Source organism: Streptomyces liliifuscus (assembly GCF_016598615.1).
Lineage (GTDB): Bacteria > Actinomycetota > Actinomycetes > Streptomycetales > Streptomycetaceae > Streptomyces > Streptomyces liliifuscus.
Window position 1 is genome coordinate 162354 of sequence record NZ_CP066831.1, and the last position, 16880, is coordinate 179233.

Annotated in this window: 16 protein-coding genes and 3 pseudogenes; 5 read left to right on the plus strand and 14 right to left on the minus strand. The window is 67.5% G+C overall.

Annotation, left to right across the window (positions count from 1 at the left end):
- The first annotated feature begins 175 nt into the window (after positions 1 to 175).
- Positions 176 to 1198, plus strand: a complete 1023-nt coding sequence (locus JEQ17_RS00670; protein ID WP_200393325.1) for an Lrp/AsnC family transcriptional regulator — start codon at positions 176 to 178, stop codon at positions 1196 to 1198.
- A 58-nt stretch (positions 1199 to 1256) separates the two neighbouring features.
- On the opposite strand, the gene JEQ17_RS00675 is transcribed toward JEQ17_RS00670, so the two are convergent.
- From JEQ17_RS00675 to JEQ17_RS00715, 9 genes and pseudogenes are all read right to left on the minus strand, one after another.
- A complete protein-coding gene (locus JEQ17_RS00675; protein ID WP_234047967.1) occupies positions 1257 to 2264 on the minus strand; it encodes a homoserine dehydrogenase in 1008 nt (335 codons plus the stop codon).
- A gap of 32 nt (positions 2265 to 2296) precedes the next feature.
- Positions 2297 to 3676, minus strand: a complete 1380-nt coding sequence (locus JEQ17_RS00680) for an aldehyde dehydrogenase family protein (protein WP_200393327.1) — start codon at positions 3674 to 3676, stop codon at positions 2297 to 2299.
- A complete protein-coding gene (locus JEQ17_RS00685; RefSeq protein ID WP_200393328.1) occupies positions 3673 to 4257 on the minus strand; it encodes a thiamine pyrophosphate-dependent enzyme in 585 nt (194 codons plus the stop codon). Before JEQ17_RS00685 ends, JEQ17_RS00680 begins: the two co-directional genes overlap by 4 nt.
- Positions 4257 to 4790, minus strand: a complete 534-nt coding sequence (locus tag JEQ17_RS00690) for a hypothetical protein (protein WP_200393329.1) — start codon at positions 4788 to 4790, stop codon at positions 4257 to 4259. The genes JEQ17_RS00685 and JEQ17_RS00690 overlap by 1 nt, the downstream gene beginning before the upstream one ends.
- A gap of 13 nt (positions 4791 to 4803) precedes the next feature.
- On the minus strand, positions 4804 to 5760 hold the full coding sequence (locus JEQ17_RS00695) for a threonine ammonia-lyase (protein WP_200393330.1): 957 nt from the start codon (positions 5758 to 5760) through the stop codon (positions 4804 to 4806).
- A 34-nt stretch (positions 5761 to 5794) separates the two neighbouring features.
- Entirely contained in the window at positions 5795 to 6175 is a 381-nt protein-coding gene (locus JEQ17_RS00700; RefSeq protein WP_200393331.1) for a RidA family protein, read from the minus strand.
- Positions 6172 to 7650 carry an MFS transporter gene (locus tag JEQ17_RS00705; protein WP_234047968.1) on the minus strand — a complete coding sequence of 493 codons (1479 nt, stop codon included), beginning with the start codon at positions 7648 to 7650 and terminating at the stop codon, positions 6172 to 6174. Before JEQ17_RS00705 ends, JEQ17_RS00700 begins: the two co-directional genes overlap by 4 nt.
- 76 nt (positions 7651 to 7726) lie before the next feature.
- The gene (locus JEQ17_RS00710) at positions 7727 to 9007 is read right to left on the minus strand and encodes a metal-dependent hydrolase family protein (protein ID WP_234047969.1); all 1281 of its coding nucleotides are present in this window, start codon (positions 9005 to 9007) and stop codon (positions 7727 to 7729) included.
- 361 nt (positions 9008 to 9368) lie between these two features.
- Positions 9369 to 9627, minus strand: a pseudogene (locus tag JEQ17_RS00715) (IS701 family transposase); the annotation flags it as partial.
- A 208-nt stretch (positions 9628 to 9835) separates the two neighbouring features.
- On the opposite strand from JEQ17_RS00715, the gene JEQ17_RS00720 reads away from it, so the two are divergent.
- Positions 9836 to 10168 carry a type II toxin-antitoxin system PemK/MazF family toxin gene (locus JEQ17_RS00720; RefSeq protein ID WP_200393333.1) on the plus strand — a complete coding sequence of 111 codons (333 nt, stop codon included), beginning with the start codon at positions 9836 to 9838 and terminating at the stop codon, positions 10166 to 10168.
- 243 nt (positions 10169 to 10411) lie between these two features.
- Here JEQ17_RS00720 and JEQ17_RS00725 read toward each other — a convergent pair whose 3' ends face one another.
- A complete protein-coding gene (locus JEQ17_RS00725; RefSeq protein WP_200393334.1) occupies positions 10412 to 11002 on the minus strand; it encodes a TetR/AcrR family transcriptional regulator in 591 nt (196 codons plus the stop codon).
- A 74-nt stretch (positions 11003 to 11076) separates the two neighbouring features.
- On the opposite strand from JEQ17_RS00725, the gene JEQ17_RS00730 reads away from it, so the two are divergent.
- The 3 genes and pseudogenes from JEQ17_RS00730 to JEQ17_RS00740 all read left to right on the plus strand — a co-directional run.
- On the plus strand, positions 11077 to 12006 hold the full coding sequence (locus JEQ17_RS00730) for an SDR family NAD(P)-dependent oxidoreductase (protein ID WP_200393335.1): 930 nt from the start codon (positions 11077 to 11079) through the stop codon (positions 12004 to 12006).
- A 27-nt stretch (positions 12007 to 12033) separates the two neighbouring features.
- A pseudogene (locus JEQ17_RS00735) lies at positions 12034 to 12806 on the plus strand (leucine zipper domain-containing protein).
- Positions 12807 to 12839: 33 nt separating this feature from the next.
- A pseudogene (locus JEQ17_RS00740) lies at positions 12840 to 13472 on the plus strand (MOSC domain-containing protein); the annotation flags it as partial.
- On the opposite strand, the gene JEQ17_RS00745 reads toward JEQ17_RS00740, so the two are convergent.
- The 4 genes from JEQ17_RS00745 to JEQ17_RS00760 form a co-directional block, all read right to left on the minus strand.
- Positions 13456 to 14052 carry an AraC-like ligand-binding domain-containing protein gene (locus JEQ17_RS00745; RefSeq protein ID WP_200393336.1) on the minus strand — a complete coding sequence of 199 codons (597 nt, stop codon included), beginning with the start codon at positions 14050 to 14052 and terminating at the stop codon, positions 13456 to 13458. The pseudogene JEQ17_RS00740 and the gene JEQ17_RS00745 overlap by 17 nt on opposite strands.
- Before the next feature lie 589 nt (positions 14053 to 14641).
- On the minus strand, positions 14642 to 15043 hold the full coding sequence (locus tag JEQ17_RS00750) for a hypothetical protein (RefSeq protein ID WP_225890818.1): 402 nt from the start codon (positions 15041 to 15043) through the stop codon (positions 14642 to 14644).
- A 100-nt stretch (positions 15044 to 15143) separates the two neighbouring features.
- Complete coding sequence (locus JEQ17_RS00755; RefSeq protein ID WP_234047970.1) at positions 15144 to 16250, minus strand: hypothetical protein; 1107 nt, start codon at positions 16248 to 16250, stop codon at positions 15144 to 15146.
- A gap of 54 nt (positions 16251 to 16304) precedes the next feature.
- On the minus strand, positions 16305 to 16487 hold the full coding sequence (locus tag JEQ17_RS00760) for a hypothetical protein (RefSeq protein WP_200393338.1): 183 nt from the start codon (positions 16485 to 16487) through the stop codon (positions 16305 to 16307).
- Between the last annotated feature and the right edge of the window lie 393 nt (positions 16488 to 16880).

The following is a 16880-nucleotide window of genomic DNA, read 5'->3' on the forward strand; positions in this document are numbered from 1 at the left end:
GGGCCGAGGCTCCCACACAGCAGGACCCACGGAGAACTTACAGAGACGCCGGGGTCCCGAGAGCATCGGTCGTGTCGGCTCAGGCACAGAGCCACAATCCAAAGAACCAGATAAAATGCTGCACGAACTCAACGAGAATGATGCCTCTTGTGCATGAAAAGGACGATGGCGCAGTATGCGGGACTCCCCCTTCGACGAACTCGACATCGCCATCGTGGACGCCGTGCGATCGGCCCCGCGCGTGAGCTGGCGCAATCTGGCACCGGTCCTGGGCGTGGATCCGGCGACCATCAGCCGTCGTTGGTCTCGTATGCACTCCGAGGGAGTCGCGTGGGTCACGGCCCACCCCGCGGGGAGCGCGACACCCGCCTGTGCCCTGGTGGAGATCACCTGTGTCCCGGGGCGATCGGGCACCGTGGCGGACGTCCTCGCCGCCGACATCGAGGCCGCCACCGTCAAGTTGACCTCCGGTGCACGGGATGTCGTGGTGCTGGCGCAGGCCCCGGACTTCGATGCTCTCTCGCGCTACCTCCTCGACCGGGTGGAGCACGTCCCCGGGGTCACGTCCATACACAGCCACATCGTTACGCGGTCGGCCCTGGAGGCCAGCCGGTGGCGCGAGGGCGCACTCAACGACGAGCAGCGCCGGCAACTGCGTACCGACGCCGGGACCCGACCGGATCACGCCGCCGCCCTCCAGGCCCCCGACCATCGCATCATCCGCGCGCTGAACATCGACGGACGGATGTCTTTCGAGCGGATCGCCGCACAGGTCGATCTCAGTCCCGTCGCCGTGCGGCGCCGGTTGGCACGGCTGGAGGAGGCGGGACTCATCATCTTCCGCTGTGACACCTCGCGTCTCATCTCGGGACATGCCATCGCCGCCGTCTACTTCGGGTCGCTCGACGCCCACGAACTCGAGGAGGCCGAGGGGCGGATCCGTACGCTGCCGGGAGTCCGGGCGTGCAGCGTCGTGGCCGGTCCTCACAACGTCATCATCGACGCCTGGCTTCGGTCGACGGCGGAGACGCACGACCTGGAGCGGAAGATGAGACAGGTCCTGCCCGCGCTGCGAATTCAGGACCGGTCGCTGGTCCTTCGTACGGTCAAACTCCTCGGCCGCGTCCTGGACTCGGAGGGAAGATCGGTACGCTCCGTGCCGCTGCTGGCCCAGGACTCCGCACCCGGGCATCGGTGACGCCGGCTCCCTGATTGAACCGCCCGGCAGTGCACGTGGGGTGTCGAGTCGCGCCGTATCAGAGGAATCCGGTGCGGGGAGCGGTGACCTCGATCGTGTCCTTCACCAGGGCGAGAGCGGCCCCCAGCGGACTCGAGCGTCCCCCGCTCACTGTCACGTCGCCCGCGTCCGGGCAGCCGAACACCACTGCATTTTCCGGCCCGTCGAGGGCGTGCAGGGGGTCGCCCGGCCGCGTCTCCTCCAGCCGGACCCGGACGAGGTAGGGCTGGTTCACGGATGCGCCAGCGACGGCCCGCAGTCGGCGATGCCGGGACACCGCGCCCAGGGCCTGACCGGCGGTGTCCTCGATCACCGGCTGCGACTCCACACGTACCAGCGCCGGATCCCATCCCCAGGCCAGCGCTGCCAGCAGCCGCACCTTCGTGGCGGCATCCTCGCCGGACAGGTCGGCCGAGGGATCAGCTTCCGCAATTCCCCGGCGCTGCGCCTCCCGGATCGCGTCACTCAACGAGTCACCCCGGGCAAGCCGGTCGAGGACGCACGTGACGGTGCCATTCGGGCAGGCCCGGATCGTCTCGCAGCCCATCCCACGCAACGCCGTTCTCGACAGATCTCCCGCCGGCAGGGCCGCCCCCGTCGCCCCGGAGATCCTGATCATGACCCCGAGTCCGCGAGCCGCCTCGTCGAGTTCGCGCCAGTGGCCGAGCAGATGGCTCTTGGTGGCCGTGACGACGTGGACGCCCTGGCGCAGCGCCTCGACAGCCTCCTTCGCGGCCTGCTGCCGGAGTGCGGGCGAGGACGGAATCGCCTGGACGAACACGCGGGCAGCGGTCCGTTCGAGCGTCTCCTCCAGCGAGATGAGCGGGCTCCATGCCGAGCGTGGCGGTACGGGCTCACCCCCGCGCGGCCAACACTGCGCCGAACTCGCGCGGATGGCACGGACTCTAGGCAGTACTCCGTGGTGGCGCGCGAGCTTGTCGCCCTGTCGAGCCAGGTGGTCCACGAAGGCCTGACCGACCGGGCCGTAGCCGGAAAGCACCACATCGGCCCGACTCACTGCACCCATGAGCCTCTGCTCCGTCTCGTCCATGCGAGCCTTCATGTCTTCCGGATCCGCAGCGCCTGGATGTTGGCCAGCTCGTGGACCCCCCACTTGCCCAGCTCGCGTCCGTAGCCGCTGGCCTTGATACCGCCGGTGGGCAGGCGGGGGTCGGTCGCGGAGATCGTGTTGATGAACACCGCTCCGGCGTGGACCCTGTCGCCAACGGACGAGGCGTGACCACGGTCCGCGCTCCACACGCTGCTGCTCAGCCCGTATCGCGAGGAGTTCGCGAGGGCGATGAGCTCTTCGTCATCCGCACCGGTCGTGAGCGCGCCGAGCGGACCGAACGTCTCGTCGGTGAGGAGGACCGAGTCGTTCCCGTCCACTTCGACGATCGACGGCGAGAACCACGCTCCCTGAGCGGACTCGGGCGCGTCGGCCTGCGCGATCACGCGGCCGCCTGCCGCCAGGGCCCGGGCACGCTGCTCACTCAGGGAATCACGCAGGTCCCGGCGTGCGAGCGGGCCGACCTCGGTCGTCTCCTCCGCCGGATCCCCCACCCTCAACTCGCTTACGTGCGGCACCAGTTCGTGCACGAACGCGTCATGCACGTCGCGATGGACGAGTATCCGCTTCGCCGCGATACAGCTCTGACCGTTGTTGAGGAACCGGGACTTCACAGCGGCGGCGGCCGCGGCGGGGACATCGGCGTCTGCGAGCACGACGAACGGGTCGGATCCCCCGAGCTCCAGCACACACTTCTTCAGCGCGGCGCCGGCACGCGCAGCGACAAGAGCACCCACGCGATCGCTGCCGGTGAAGGTGACGGCGGCGACCCGGCTGTCCTCGATGATGCCCGACGCCGTCGGCCCGTCCACGACGATGGCCTGCAGGACGCCCGCGCCGAAGGCCTCCTGGAACACGTCCTCAACCGCCATGGCACTTCCGGTGACGGACTCCGCGTGCTTGAGGACGACGGTGTTGCCCGCCGCGATCGCGGGAAGCATCGCCCGGATCACCTGCCACCACGGGTAGTTCCACGGAAGGATCGCGAACACGACCCCGATCGGCACGACTCGGACCATCGCTGTGTCGCCGTCGATGTCGAAGGTGTCCGGCCACAGGATTCGGGGCAGTTCCTCGGCGTAGTAGCGGCACGCGGTGAGGCACTTGTCGATCTCGGCCCGCGCCTGTCTGATCGGCTTCCCCATCTCCAGGGTGATGAGCGCCGCCAGCGGCTCCCGCCGCTCCACCAGGACGTCGCCGAGCCGGCCGATCGCCGCGACGCGGTCCTCCACACGGGACCGGGGCCACTGCGAGGCCGCCGCGTCGTCGAGTACCCGGTCGACGGCTTCGGGAGTCGTGTACGGGTAGAAGCCCAGCTCGTAGCCTGTCGTGGGGTTGACCACGACGATGCCGCCGTCCCTCCCCGTCATGCCGCGACCGCCGATGCGTGGACCTCGCGAAGCCAGCGGGTGAAACGATCCGTGATCGTAACCGGGTCGATCAGCAGCTTCTCGATGCCCTGCGCATTGCCTGCCTCGATCCGGGCATGCAGAAACGCCGGACCCCGCACCGTGAGCAGCTCCCCGAAGGCGGTCTTCAGGCCGTCGACGGTGGCCGTCGATCGCGTGGTCCATCCCACGGCGGCCGCGAGCCGCCCCAGGTCGATCCTCGACGAGTAGGTCGGCAGGTCGCCGGTCGACCCGTACACGCCGTTGTCGAGAAGGACGAGAAGCAGGTTGTCCGGAGCCAGGTATCCACCCGTCGGGAGGACGTTCGGGTTCATCAGCAGCGACCCGTCCCCCTCGATGCCGACGACCTTCGGCGCCGAGGTGTCCAGGCTGAGTGCCAGCCCGGTCGCCACCGATCCCACGAGGCCCATCGCGTCGAGGAGGTAGAGGTGGTTGTCGCTGTCCTTGACCGAGGCCAGCTCGCGACTCGTCGCCGCGCACGTCACGACCACGGGATGGCCCGTCAGGTCCGCAAGGGCCTGGAGTGCTTCGATGCGCTTCATCAGGCGGCCTTTCCGTCGGTGTTCCAGAACGACCCGAGGACAACTACCGGGCGATACGTCATGACTGCGTGCACACCGGCCTCCTTCACGGTGTCGCGCCAGTCCTCGGCGCTGCTCCTGCGGTCCAGTTCGACGACGGGCAGCCCGGCCGTGCGCAGCAGGGCAGGCACGGGCTGGCTGATCGAGTGGATCATCGAGTTGTACTCGCCGAGGCTCCCGCGGGTGTTCGCGAAGACGAGCAACGGCAGGTGGTAGGAAAGCGTGAACGTCGTGAGTGCCGTGAGCGCGTTGCCGAATCCGTTGTCCTGCATGACGACGGCGCCGAGTTCGCCGGTGAACGCGACCGCCCCCATCACGCCGATCGCCTCCTCCTCCCGCGAGAGCGGCGTGACGCGCGGCGAGACTCCGTCCGCGCCGCCGTCGGTCGCGACCAACGAGTTGACGACCGGTGCCACGCTCACGGAGGGGATGTACCCGACCCGCGCGGTGCCTGCCGCCCAGATGCCGTCGGCGACGGCTTCCGCATACGTCATCTACGTGCTCCTTTCAGGGGGTGAGGCCGAGCGCGCGGGCGAGGACGGGCGGGTCGATGTTGCCTCCCGACAGGACGGCGACTGCCCGCCCGTACTTCCGCGGCTCGGCGAGGTAGGCGGCGACGCTCAGTGCGCCGCTGGGTTCGGCGACGAGGTGAGCACGACGCGCCAGGGTGCCCACGGCAGCGAGGATGTCGTCCTCGTCCACCGTGACGATCTCCTCGACCGTCGCCTGGATGATCGGGAAGGTGATCTCGCCCACGACAGGCGTCCGCGTTCCGTCGGCGATCGTGCGGTACGTCGCCTGCGCGTCCCACTCGATCCGGCGCCCGTTGGCGAGCGAGTCGCGCGTGTCCGCGGCCAGTGAGGGCTCCACGCCGACCACCCGGGTCCGGTGGGACAGGGCGTTCACGGCGACGCCCACTCCCGAGATGAGTCCGCCGCCTCCGACCGGCACGAGCACTGTGTCGATGTCGGTCAGGTCTTCGAGTATTTCGACGGCGAGCGTTCCCTGACCGGAGATCACGTCGGCATGATCGAAGGGAGGGATCAGCGTCATCCCCCGCTCCGCCCTCACGGCGTCGGCGACGGTCTCTCGTCGGACACCGGGGGCCATGATGACCTCGGCGCCCAGAGCTCTGGTGGCCTCCACCTTGACGGGCATGGCCTCCTCCGGCATGACGATCACGGCCCGGACGCCTGCCGCTCGGGCCGCCCACGCGACCGCCCGGCCGTGGTTGCCGCTCGAATGTGTGACCACGCCACGTGCCCTGACATCCGGATCGAGGCGTCTGATCGCGTTGACGGCACCCCGCAGTTTGAAGGCGCCGATCGGCTGGAGGTTCTCGGCCTTCAGCCAGAGGTCACCCGGCGCCCACGAAGCGGGCAGCAGCGGAGTCCGCACCACGTCCCCGGCGATCCGTACCTGTGCTGCGCGGATGTCGCCGACGGACACTTCGAGATCAGACACTGTTCCTCCCGCGTCTCATGAGGGAGTTGGGCATTCAGGCCCCGTCTCGGACGGCGATGGCGTCGAACTCGACCCGGGCCTGGTAGGGCAGTTCGGCGACAGCTATGCACGTGCGGGCCGGCAGAGGCTCGGCAAGGGCCTCCTGATAGATCGCGTCCATCGCGTTGCGGTCGTCCATCGAGGCCAGATAGACCGTGATCTTCACAAGATGCCGCAGCTCCAGCCCCACCGAGGCCAGCCTGCTCTGGAGATTGGCCAGGGCCTGTCGTGTCTCGTGGACGATTCCGCCCTCCACGATGTCGCCGTCGGCGATGCCCAGCTGCCCCGAGATGTAGACGAGTCCGGCCTCGGTCGCCCGCACGGGACTGTACGGATGCCGCGCCCGTGAGGGACTTGTCGGTGCGAGGTTCGTCATGCTCCTGCTCCTGGGTGGGGTTCTGCGGGGACGTCCGCGTGGCCTCGCAACTTCCGTACCAGGAAGGCCATCGGGATGGCGGCGAGGATGAACGTGCAGCCCGCGACGGCGATGTAGGTGTGCACGCCGGTCGACGAGTTGACCGTCTCTCCGTCGACGACGATTTCGTTGCCCGCGAGAATCGCCGATCCGATGAAGCTCATCGTCACCGAACCGACGGCGACCATCACCATGACCATGCTGGAGACGGTGCCCTGCCGCTCGGGCGGCGCGAGGACGGACGCGAGGTTGAATCCGGAGGTGACCAGCGAGCCTGCCGTCATGCTCAGCATGAACGAGCAGATCACAGCGATCGGAAGGTTGTCGGCGCCGGCCGAGAACATCACGAAGGAGGCGATCGTTCCGAGTGCCACGCCCACGGCGAGGGGCCGGGCGGGGCCCACACGGGTGGCGATCGCGCCCGCCACGATGCCGCCGAGCATGATCCCGATCGATGGGATGCCGAACATGAGTCCCAGCGCTCCGGGCCCGTTGATCCCGTATCCGAGGCCCTCGTCGGGAGAGACGTCGATCAGCAGGCTGAAGAGCTGGAGCATGCTCCGATAGGCGCCCGTGCCCATCACGACGACGAGGAGACCGAGCCCGAGTGCCAGTGAGATGCCACGGATGTTGATCACGGGCTCCGGGACGCGGCTCAGGACGAGGTACCAGACCGTCAGTGCGGCCAGACCACCGATGAGGATGGCGAGCGGGGCGATCCCCAGCCAGCCGAATTCCTGCCCGAGGCTGATGTAGACGAGAACGCCCGCGAGACCGCCGCCGAGTGTGAGCGCCCCGGCGACGTCGACCTTGCCCGGCGTGCGGTTGCGGGAGTTCGGGATCACGAGGCGGACGCAGAGCGCGGCCACTCCCGCGAACACCGCGGAGACCACGAAGACGAACTGCCAGCCGAACGCCTCGGTGGCGATCTCCAGGATGAACGGGGAGACGATCCCGAAGACGGCCGAGCCCGAGGTGACGATGCCTGTCACCACCATGGCGAACTTGGGCGCGCAGATGTCGCGGATGATGGCGACGGTGAGGAACAGGGCCGCGACCGCGGCGCCCTGCAGGGCGCGTCCGAGGACGAAGACACTGATGTGGGGCGCGAGGAGACACACGACCCCGCCGAGGCCTGCGACGATCAGCGTGATCACGAGCACTTTGCGTTTGCCGTGGATGTCGGCGCTCTTGCCGAGCAGTGGTGCCCAAGTGGCTCCCGCCAGCATCGCGCTGGAATCGATCCACGCGAACTGGTTGGTGTCGAAGGCGTCGCTCAGCTCGGGAAGCACGAAGGTGGGCGAGGCGAGCACGGTGTCGACCATGACGTTCACCAGGATGAGGATGGCGACATAGCCGACGACCGGCTTGGTCCAGCCTGTGTTCAGTTCGGTCGCCGGCTCGTCTCTGGTGAGGCTCGGGCTCATGTCTTGCATGAGCGGCTCCTTTCCACTGCGGATCGCCCCAGGCGGCTGTGCCGGGGTAGGGCGGAGAGGGACGTGCAGACGTGATTCACGGGCGGGCCGCGGCGTGCGGGCTTCTCTGTCCGGGTGCTGGGGAGAGGTCCTGTGACCAACTGGGGTCGGCGAGCGTGCACTTGCGTACGACGCCCTGCTGGGTGACCAGGGCGATGTTCTCGGGCGCCGACAGCAAACCGATGTCTCGCAGCGGATCTTCGGTGCAGAGGACGAGGTCCGCCGCGTATCCGACGCGCAGTGTCCCGAGGGTGTCCGCCACTCCGAGGAGCCGGGCGCTGTTGGATGTCGCCGCTCGGATGGCGTCGATCGGCGACATCCCCAGTTCGACGAGGCACGACAGCTCGAACGGGTTGTGCCCGTGCGGGGTGATGCCGGCATCCGTGCCCACCGCGATGTTCACCTTCCGCGCGATGGCCGCGGCGATGTTCTCCTTGGTCCGCTCGTTCCAGCGAAGCTTCTTCTCGTAGCGCCACGGCGCGGTCTTCCGCGGGTCCAGTGGCTGGAAGGCGGTCGACAGGGTCGGTACGAGAAAGGCCCCCCTCTCTCCGATGAGGTCGCAGCCTTCGTCATTGATGCCGAAGCCGTGCTCGATCGACGTGACACCGCAGCGGATCGCGGCGAGGATGCCCTCCCGGCCCTGTGCGTGTGCGGCGACCGGGCGTCCTCGGTGGCGACGCCCCTCGTCCACGACCGCCGCGATCTCCTCGTCGAGCAGGTCCTGGTCGTCGGGGTCGTCGTGGGCACTGCTGATCCCGCCACTCGTGCAGATCTTGATGACGTCGGCGCCGGCGCGCAGCATCCGTCTCGCTGCCTTCCGCGCGCCCACCACGTCGTCCGCGATCTCGCAGTAGTCGAGGCCAAGGCGTCTTCCGCCGGGGAAGGTGTCGTCGGCGTGTCCGCCGGTGTGGCTGATCACCCCGACCGATGTCTGCAGGCGCGGGCCGGTGATGAGTCCCGATGCGACGGCTTCGCGGAATCCGGCGGGAAGTCCACCGAGGTCTCGAGCTGACGTGATCCCGGCGTCGAGCGTCCGGCGCAGACGTTCAGTCGTCTGGAGAACACCCACGACGGGGTCCGTCAGAAGGGCGGCTTCCAGGATCGACCGGTCGGAGGCCACCCCGAGGTGGGTGTGGCAGTCGAACAGTCCGGGGAGGAGTGTTCCGCCCCGGCCGTCGATCGCCCTCACGCCGGGTATCGGCTCGGGCGCCTGTGCCGCCGGTCCGGCGTAGGTGATCCAGCCGTTGTCGTTGGCCTCCAGCACGGCATCGTCCACTGCCTCCGTGCTGACACCGTCAATGAGCCGCACATTGCTCATCCGCAACGCAACTCCGTCGTTGAGTCCCACGCGCCGACCTGCCCTCATCGGCCTTCTAAGACAGCCGTCACGCTAAAGCGGCCCTGCGATTCAGCCTGAAAAATGCATGGAATCCACCTCAGGGGTCGACCTGCTGCATGAAAGCAACTACTGAGGGCTTACTGGTGCTCCAGCTGTAGATCGTGATCTTCAATTCTGATTCGCGGCTTGTCCTCGGTAATGGCCGACTTGGGCTCGGGCCCGGTGACGGCGTCGCCACGCGGACCAGGCGAGCCGGTGGGCTACCTCGCGCACGGGCCGGACGACCAAGGTGATGAACAGTCGCTGGATCTCGTGGCAGGTGAGCGGGATGAGCCCGTCAGGTGCGGGGGGCCACCGGCACTGCACCCTCGTCGTGCAGATGCTCCAGGACGTACTCGCGCACGTCATCGCGCACGTCATCGGCATCCCGACGGGCCCGGCCGAGCAGGTGCTGCATGCCGACCGGGGTGGCCTCTCCGGCCCACTCGGCGATGCTCCAGCAAGTTTTTGCGTGGCACGTCCGACAACAGCCCCAGCATCAGATCCCGTACCCGACGCCGGGGTTCAACCCGGGCGAACCGGCCGGCTGTCCGGCTCATCAGGCCCTCGAACGCTTCCCGCCAGCGAGCAGGGTCTACGCTGTGACCTGCGGCCACCACAAGATCGTCAGTCTTCACACACCGATGATCAGCGGTGGCCGCAGCCGTCTTGTCGTCGGCCCTGACCAGCCAACATTACGATCTGTGCCTGGAGTAGGCGGCGGTCGAAGGGGCGACGCAGGCGCGCCGTCCCGTATCAGGAGGACATATGCGACGTGGCGAAGTCTGGTGGGCAGATTTCAACGAGCAGCGGGCAGTCGTACTGCTGTCGGGAGAAGAGGCGTCCGGCTTCTTGGCGATGCAAGTCGTCGCTCCCGCGGGCACCGATCTCAGCGGCGTGGCCGTTGAAGTGGCAGTAGGTGCCCCCGAAGGACTGCCTCTCGAAGGCGTCCTGAGAGTCGCACTTCCACGTCCCGACCTCATCCCTTGCACTTGGCTGGTCACCCTGGCCAGGGAAGACCTGATCGGGCAGGCAGGCGTCCTGCCGTCCGCGAAGCTCAGCGAGATCGAGGAAGCCCTTCGTCTCGGTGGACTCAAGTAGGCAAAGAGGGATGGACGCCGCCGATGGCGCGGCCGGTCTCGTCGAGATGGTCAACGATGGCCGCGCCATATCAGCGGCGCCCCCACTCACAAGATCACGACCTACGGCTGGAGTACTAGGCGTACTGACCACGAGCGTTGTTGACAGTGAACAAGCGCCCCGGCGAGACGCAGCAGGCATGGCCTGGAGGAGGGCGGCACCGCTCATCGTGGCGAGCGTCCGGGACGGGTGGTTGCCGTCGTTTCACTCGACCTGGGCTGCAAGGCTGTCGATGAACAGGTCGAGGAGTCTTCTGGCGCGCGCTCCGGAGTCGCCTGGCCCGGTGGTGGCGAGGAGGGCGCAGATCGCGACGGTCACGTCCATGGCGTCCAGCTCTTCGCGCATGCTGCGGTCCGCGGTGCCGTCGGCGAGGAATGTGGCGACCACCTCGGCAACCCCGTCGGAGGCAGGGGAGGCGAACGGGGCTGCGGACTGGCCGGCGGCGCGCAGCGTGTCCATCATCCCGCGCGTGGCGAGCATGAACGAGGCGAACTCCGCCACCCAGAACCGGAACGACGCATGGGCGTTCCGGTCCTGGGTGCGGGAGCGCACCCGCATGGTGACCTCTTCGAGTTTGCGCTGATAGACGGCCAGCGCCAGCTCGTCCCGTGACGGGAAGTGGCGGTAGAGCGTAGCGACGCCGACACCGGCTGCGCGGGCGACCTGGTTCATCGAAACGGTCTCGCCTGCGATGTCGGCTCGGGCGAACGCCTCTCTGGCCGCAGCCACGATCACCTCACGATTGCGCCTGCGGTCGGCCCGCTCACGCCGGCCGGGATGGGAATCATTCGACAAGTGGAACGCACTCCTCTTATGCTCACATGAAACGGAACGCGATCCGTTTCATTCATCGTAGGTCAGGAGTCGTCATGGTCGACAAGACCGTCATCATCACCGGCGGAAACACCGGTCTGGGGTACCAGTGCGCAAAGAACGTCGCCCTCGGCGATCCGGGCTACCACGTGGTGCTCGCCTGCCGAAGCTCGGCGCGGGGCGAGGCGGCAGCCGAGGCGCTGCGGGCGGAGACGAACAACTCGAACATCACGGTCATGGAGCTGGACCTGGCCTCACTGGCCTCGGTGCGCACGTTCTGCGACACCTACTCGCATACGGACCTGCCGCCGCTGCACGGCGTGGTCTGCAACGCCGGCATCAGTGCGGTCGGCGTGCCCGGCGCGCCGCGCACCGCCGACGGCTTCGAGACGATCTTCGCCGTCAACCACCTGGGACACTTCCTGCTGACCAACCTCCTGTTGAACCAGATGGGCGACAGTGGACGCATCGTCTTCGTCACGAGTGACCTGCACAACCCGCCCCTCTTCTTCCCCGTGAAGGTGACCTACAGCAATGCGGCCGCGATCGCCGCCGACCACGGCCCCGGAATTCAGGCGTACTGCACATCGAAACTGTGCAACCTCTACTGCACGTACGAGATGGCCAGGCTTCTGTCCGATCAGACCGACCGGCACATCACCGTCAACGCCTTCAACCCCGGCGCCATGTCCGACACCGGCTTCGCCACCCCCACCGGGAACGCCCTCGTGCGCGGCGCGACGAAAGTCTTCGGCACGATCATGGGCAAGCTCATCGGGAAGCAGAGCACCTCCACAGCATCCGGCGCCGCGCTCGCGAATCTCATCACCGACCCCACCCTCGCCACCACAACCGGCACCTACATCGACCGAGGAGCGCAAGCGCCGTCATCGCGTCTCTCCCACAACCGCGACAACGCCAGGGAACTATGGCAGGCCAGCATGGACATGACCGGCCTGCGCGAGTCCGACACCCTCTTCGTCTGACCGGCGGGACGGCTGCGGACCGAAGAGATACTCGCGTCCCACCCCGATGCCCGGGTGACGGACCACGGCAGACGTCTCCTCGTCGAGCGCGTCCGCGCGGGCAGGCCCGTCGCCCACGTCGCCGACGAAACGGGAATCTCCCGCACCGCCGCCCACAAGTGGGTCCGGCGCCGACGAGCCGAAGGCGACGCAGGACTGTATGACCGCTCGTGCCGCCCCCTGACAACACCGCACCGCAACTCCCGCCGACATCGAGAACCGCATCTGCGAGCTGCGTCGCGAACGCAAGCTCGGCCCCGCACGCATCGGACCGATCCCGGCCACACCCGCCTCGACGGTCCATGGCGTCCCAACCCGCCACCAGTTGAACCGGCTTCTCAGGATGGACCGGGCTCACCGGCCAGGTCATCCGCTGCTACGAGCGACAGCGCCCCGGCGAACTGGTCCACGTCGACATCAAGAAGCTCGGCTATATCCCCGACGGCGGTGGACATCGGATCTCGCCTCGCCAGCAGGCCGCAAGCAATCGGCAGGCCACAACCGGCGCGCACAAGGGAAGCAGCCACGCACTCTCATCGTCACGCAGACGAATGGCAGGGTCGAGCGCCTGAATTGCACCCTGCTCGACGAGTGGGCATACGTGCGCCCATAGGCCGGCAACGCCGAACGCGCCGAAGCTCCGGCGGTTTTCCTCCACACCTACAACTACCCCAATGTCACACCGCACTTGACGGGCAGCCGCCCATAGCCGAGTCAACAACGTTGCGGGGCAATACACCTACGCTGTGTATCGAAAGTGAGTACGCCCTCGCTCTTGTAGCCTCATCCGGATGATGATCGAGGCAGGCGTGATCGAACGGATCTGGCGGTATCCGATCAAGTCGACAGGGGGCGAATTGCTCCACCGGGCGGAGGTAGAGCCGAGAGGGTTTGTCGGCGACCGTCTCTTCGCGGTGCGCGACGCTCAGGGCAAGTTCGGCTCGGGGAAGAACACTCGTCGTTTCCGCAGAATGCCGGGCCTGCTGCAGCTGCGTTCCCGCTACGCGGACGACGTTGGTGAGCCTGAACTGCTGGACCCGCGAGGCGAGGTGGTCCCGGATCCGAGTGCCTACCTTCGTCGCTACCTCGGTCGCGAGGACGTCGAGGTAGCCCGCGAGAAGGCAATCTCTCACTTCGACCAGCTGCCCATCAGCGTGTTGACCACGGCCACCCTTGACTGGGTGCGTTCAGCGGTACCGGATGTTCCCGTCGACGAGCGACGCTTCCGGCCGAACCTCCTGGTGCGCACACCACCAGGCACCCCTCCGTTCGTGGAGGACGAGTGGTTCGGGAGCAAGGCTCGGATCGGCGATGCGGTGTGCATTGAGTTCGTGCGATCGAGTGAGCGATGCGTGATGATCAACGAGGCTCAGCAGGGCCTCCCCCACTCCTCGCTGGTATTGCGGGCCATCACGAAAGCGCACGACATGCGGTTGGATGGGCTTGCCACGGTCGTGTCGCCAGGGCTGGTGCGCGCCGGAGATACGTGCGCGCCACACCCCGACGGGGGAGGTCCTCGTCCATCCCGGACAGGGCGCAGCCGAGAAGCCTGCCGATACCGTCCTGAGCGGATATGGGAAGTGCCGTACGCCGGCCCATGCAGTCCGCCCGCTTACCGAGACTCGCACGGGGAACACAGAGCACGGTCATATCGCTGGGCTCGGCACCGATGATCCGGTAGGGCCGGGTGTTGTCACAGGCGAACAGCTCACCCGGTTTCCGCGCGGTGGTCCGATTGTCCTGGGTCACCGCGACCGGGCCGCGGCGGTGCAGTGTGAGGTGCATCCACTCCACGTCGGTGGAAGTGATGCACTGGATGTCCCGTGTCACCGTCGCGGCAGCGGCTTGGATGCGGGCCACAATCGCCGACCCGATGGCTACGTGGTCGACCACGGCCTGGAACGCCGGTGGGCCAGGATCCGTCACCCGCAGCGAACCGAACAAGGACGAGACCGCTGCCTCGAACGACTCCGTTCCACTTAAACGGAAACCCTTGGTGTCCGCCATGCCGGTGCACCCCCAACTGCCCCCGCTCGCACGGGCATTCTACTGCCGCATTGTGCACGAACTGGGGAGCCACGATGCACGTAGTGGTGCCAGGGAGTCAGGGATCGCGCCTACGGTCATTGACCGAGCACCGAAGGCTTCGATCCTCCGAAGCCCGCAACCACAGGGGAAAATATGCGGCTCGCGATCCTGCCCACGGCTGTTCTCGCCGTGTTGGCCGTCGGGCGTTCGCGCTTCTCGTACGCCAAGTCCGCTCTTGCGCCGCGGCCAACCGATCCGGACGTCTGCGGTAACCGCATCAGCACTGATCGGGGCAGCCATTGCTCCAACGCAGCGCGACGGTGCGTACCCTCGTTGAATCAGCAGCATGCGCCCGGCGCTGCACACAATCGTCTGTGCGCGCTGGTGAGCAGGGCACGAACGCTGAACGTACGGTTCGGTCAGGCACGCACGAGAGGCTCGGCGGCTGCCAGGAACGCGTCGTGGGAACGGGTCGCCGACATGGGACGCCACGACGACGATGTCGTCGGTCTCGTGGACGAGACCGACGACATCAAGGAGTGGTCCGGCGAGCTCGGCAGTGCCGCTCTCAGCAGTGCCGCAGACCGCGCGCGCTCGGGTCGGCGTCGAACGAGGACGGTGTGTTGACCCAGTCCGCCGGGACGTAGCCCCACCCGTCGTAGCCAGGAGCGGTCCAGTCACCCTTGGTGTGGTACCAGGTGGTGTTGCCGCCGCCGTGCAGTCCACCATAGGTCCAGCAGTCGAACCAGCTGAAGGTGGAATAGAGCTGCCCCGTTATGTTCGCTTCGTGGTAGGCGCCCGAGCGCAGAATGGCGGGGGCTCCGTTCCCGCACCACAGCCGGCCGTCGCTCGCCCGAACTCCGCACTCGGCGCTGGCAGCGGCACTGGCCGAAGGGGCGGCGATCACACCGCCCGCCGTCAGGGCGAGGGCTGCCATCCAGAGGGAGAGGTACTTCCTGGTCCTGGTCATCCACCTGTCCTTTTCTCATTGGTTTTCGAGTTCGACCGAAAGGTGCCGGGTGCCTGCCCGGCTCTTCCCGCAGGCCCTTCGCAGCACCGTGATGCACTGCTCAGCACTGCGCGACGCCGGGCAGTTGGTTGTCCGGACTGCTCATGTAGATGTTGCTGACATAGCCCCCGTACTGAGGCAGGTAGGCCCACCACTCGTTGGTGTAGGGCGGGACCGAGACGGTCTCCCCTCGCGTCTGGCAGCCGACCAGCACCTCGACCCCGGCGGGGAGCTGGAGGAGCGGGTCGCGGGTGGTGTTGGGCTCGGGGCGGACGTTGACACCGGAGCTCCAGGTGCCGAACCACGTGCCCGCCGGTCGTACGCCACCGGGAACGTTCAGCGAACGGGTCAGCCTGCCCAGGTCGGTGTACGCCTTGCCGTACGAGGTGCCGACGTCGTGCAGGGTGTACACGGCCACGATGGAGCGGTCACCGGAACCCACCGTCCCGGTCGTGTGCAGCGCCGGTTTCGTCAGGTCGACGGACGCTGCCTTGCTGTTGAGGGCCGACGTGGCGGGGCGGCACGTACCTTGCTCGATGTCGCCGAAACCCGACCAGCCCTGTTTCACGGCCCACGGCTTGTTGAAGGCGCCCGCGATACCGAAGTGCTGGTCGAAGTGGTCGGTGGCGGAGCAGCGTGTGGACTGCTTCAGATTGCCCATGATCAGTTCGCGGACGCGGGCGGGCGACGTGTCCAGCAGGTAACGGTAGATCTTCACCGTGTCCGCGGCCGTCAAGGCTGTGTAGCCCCACATGCCGTCCTGGTTGGCCGGCGGTGGGGTCGTGTTGCTGGAGAGGGACAGCTCACGGGCCATCCGGGTGACGATCGAGCCCTCGCCGTTGCGCACCCAGAATTCGCTGGCCGCGTCGTCGTCGCTGCTGCGCAGCATGGAGTTCCACTTGGCCTGGTCACCGGACGGGATCTGGTAGTCCGGGCCGCGGTTCCAGAGGTAGTCCAGCGCGATCAGCAGTTTGACCACGGAGGCCGACCGGAACTGCATGTTCGGGTTCAGCTGCTCGGTGAAGGTGCCGGTCTGCCGGTCGAAGACGGCGACTCCCGCCGTCACACCGGCCGGCACGGTGACACCGGCCGCGTCACGTGGCGCGGACGACGCCGCGTTCGTTGCCGCGGTGGCCGAAGGGCTGAGCAGGGCGGTCATCACGGCCATGACCACGGCACACAGCACTGCTACGGAACGCCATCTGCTCCATCGGAACATGGCTCAGTACCGCTTCGTACGGTCGAGGACGTTGCCGCCGCACACCGGCGCAGCGCGGGACGTCCGCCCGTCGGGATTGTCGCCGGTGCCGTGGCCCACGGCGGCCGGGTGGGCCGCGTCCGGTGCGATGGGCGACAGGCCGCCAGCCGCCGCGCCGAGCAACCGCAGTGAACGCGAGGTGCGCATGGTGAGTTCCCCGTCTTTGTCGGTGGTGTTCCGGCCGGGTGGGCCGGGCCTTGCCGAGAAGACTCACCTGGGCCGCGTTCCGGCGACAATCGGTTTCGGCGTACGCCGAAAGTCCTCGGCGGGAGATTCGATCCGCCACCGGGTGGGTAGGGGGGTCCGGCCGTTCCAGCCCTCCCAGCACAACCAGCTCTCGGGAGCGCCCAGTTCGCCGGATGTACATGGCAGATCAATTACCATCGCCCGATGACTTCGTCCCTTTCGAAAGTGACGTGGTGGGTGGCCGAGGGCCAGGTCCTGACGAATTCATCAAATTCTTCGTAAGAGCTCGTAACAGGATCTTGTTGAACGGTCCTGGTAGGGCGTGACTTGTGTGACGATCGGGCCGTTTGTGGT